We start from the raw sequence: 395 nt of genomic DNA on the forward strand, positions 1-395 counted from the left end.
GCTCACAACCACCGAAGAAGGCAACAACTCACCCGTCGTCGCCACCCAATCACAAGAAAAAATCTTATTGGCATAAGCCGTTCTTAGCGTGTTCCGATCTACGATGCGCATATCTGGCGCGCACATATAATCAAGATAACTATCACCTCTATTATTTCTAAAGAAATCGTCAGCAGCAGCCATCACATTCCCGAAAATATCTGAGTGGTAAATTGACAACAAACCTGTCGCAATAGCAGCTACAGCTAAAGACCCAACAAAAAAAGCCCCCGCACCGGACAAAACAACAAATGTTCCAACAACCCCAACTCCATTACCCAGTAGACTATACAGCTCACCCTTTTTAACTTCACGCCCAGCCTTCACATCCATCCCCACCTTCAGGAATGTAATAG

1 protein-coding gene is annotated in these 395 nt (G+C 45.3%); it reads right to left on the reverse strand.

The features are described 5' to 3' along the window. The coding region (locus GHO25_RS25820) for a hypothetical protein (RefSeq protein WP_153393448.1) at positions 1-372 on the reverse strand (372 nt) is incomplete at its 3' end. Positions 373-395: the final 23 nt, after the last annotated feature.

Source organism: Pseudomonas sp. FSL R10-1350, assembly GCF_009600525.1.
Classification (GTDB): Bacteria; Pseudomonadota; Gammaproteobacteria; order Pseudomonadales; family Pseudomonadaceae; genus Aquipseudomonas; species Aquipseudomonas helleri.